The sequence below is a fragment of the Polaromonas sp. genome, assembly GCF_030682935.1.
Lineage (GTDB): Bacteria > Pseudomonadota > Gammaproteobacteria > Burkholderiales > Burkholderiaceae_C > Polaromonas.
Genome location: NZ_JAUXNA010000163.1, coordinates 1 through 1,718, shown reverse-complemented (window position 1 = coordinate 1,718; position 1,718 = coordinate 1). Strand labels below are relative to the sequence as shown.

The window sequence follows — 1,718 nt, the reverse complement described above, 5'->3', positions numbered from 1 at the left end:
GCGCTGCTCGGCGTGATCGCGCTGATGGGGATGATCCAGCGCAACTCGGTGATCCTGATTGACCAGATCGAGCAGGACCGTGCGCGCGGTGTCCCGGCCTGGGATGCGATTGTCGAGTCCGCCGTGCGGCGTCTGCGGCCTATCGTATTGACGGCCGCTGCGGCTGTGCTGGCCATGATTCCGCTGTCGCGCAGCGTGTTCTGGGGTCCCATGGCGGTGGCCATCATGGGTGGGCTGATCGTGGCGACCGTGCTGACCCTGTTGGCATTGCCGGCCATGTATGCCGCCTGGTTTCGCGTGAAAAGGGAAGAGGGCGGTGCACCGGCCACAGCGTGAATCCGCGTGGCGATACACGGCCCGGGGGAAATCGCCCCTGATACAGGCTAAAATAAAAAGTTGACCGATTTCAAGCGGGAATTCTGAACATGTTCGGATTCCCGTTGTTTTTTCAGGCGCGCGGGTGGCGAAATTGGTAGACGCACCAGGTTTAGGTCCTGACGCCAGCAATGGTGTGGGGGTTCGAGTCCCCCCCCGCGCACCACCCCTGATGGTTTAGTGGCAGCTGTGCCCAAGCCATCAGGTAGTGCTGCTTCATTGCAGCCTGTCAGGTGAAAGCCCTGTTTTGAATATTTTTGATTTTAGGAAACCATCATGGCTGTGACTGTCGAAACTCTTGAAAAGCTCGAGCGCAAAATGACGCTGACGCTGCCCCTCAACACCATCCAGTCGGAAGTCGATTCCCGCCTGAAAAAGTTGGCACGCACGGTAAAAATGGACGGTTTTCGTCCCGGCAAGGTGCCGATGAGCGTGGTGGCCCAGCGTTATGGCTACTCCGTGCACTACGAAGTCATGAACGACAAGGTCGGCGAAGCCTTTGCCTCGGCGGCCAACGAAGCCAAACTGCGCGTTGCCGGCCAGCCCCGCATCAGCGAAAAAGAAGGCGCACCCGAGGGTGAGCTGGCGTTTGATGCCATTTTCGAGGTCTATCCCGAAGTCCGGATCGCTGATCTGGCCGGTGCCGAAGTTGAAAAAGTCAGCGCTGAAGTCAGCGATGCCGCGATCGACAAAACCATAGACATCCTGCGCAAGCAGCGCCGCACGTTTGCCCAGCGCGCGGCTGACGCGCCAGCGCAGGACGGCGACCGTGCCACCATCGACTTCGAAGGCAAGATCGACGGCGAAACCTTTGCTGGCGGCAAAGCCGAGGATTTCCAGTTCATCGTGGGTGACGGCCAGATGCTCAAGGAGTTTGAAGGCGCCGTGCGCGGCATGAAAAGCGGCGAAAGCAAGACCTTTCCGCTGAGCTTTCCCGAGGACTATCACGGCAAGGACGTGGCCGGCAAACAAGCCGACTTCCTGGTGACCGTCAAGAAAATCGAAGCGGCCCATCTGCCCGAAGTCAACGAAGCACTGGCCAAGTCGCTGGGCATTGCGGACGCCACGGTCGAAGGCCTGCGCGCCGACATCAAGAAAAACCTCGAGCGCGAAGTCAAGTTCCGCTTGCTGGCCCGCAACAAGAACGCCGTCATGGACGCGCTGGTGGCCAATGCCGAGCTCGACTTGCCCAATTCGAGCGTGCAGGCTGAGCTCGACCGCCTGGTTGAAGGCGCCAGGGCCGACCTGAAGCAGCGCGGCATCAAGGACGCTGACAAGGCGCCAATTCCTGACGACATCTTCCGCCCGCAAGCTGAAAAGCGTGTGCGCCTGGGTCTGGTCGT

2 protein-coding genes and 1 tRNA gene are annotated in these 1,718 nt (G+C 60.1%); all 3 read left to right on the top strand.

From position 1 onward, the window contains the following. Nucleotides 1-336 (top strand): efflux RND transporter permease subunit (locus Q8K05_RS07675; protein ID WP_305245952.1); only part of this gene is annotated, 336 nt, incomplete at its 5' end. Nucleotides 337-454: 118 nt separating this feature from the next. Then, a tRNA-Leu gene (locus Q8K05_RS07670) sits at nt 455-541 on the top strand. 110 nt (nt 542-651) lie between these two features. Beyond that, a partial coding sequence (tig, locus tag Q8K05_RS07665) for a trigger factor (RefSeq protein ID WP_305245950.1) occupies nt 652-1,718 on the top strand: 1,067 nt, incomplete at its 3' end.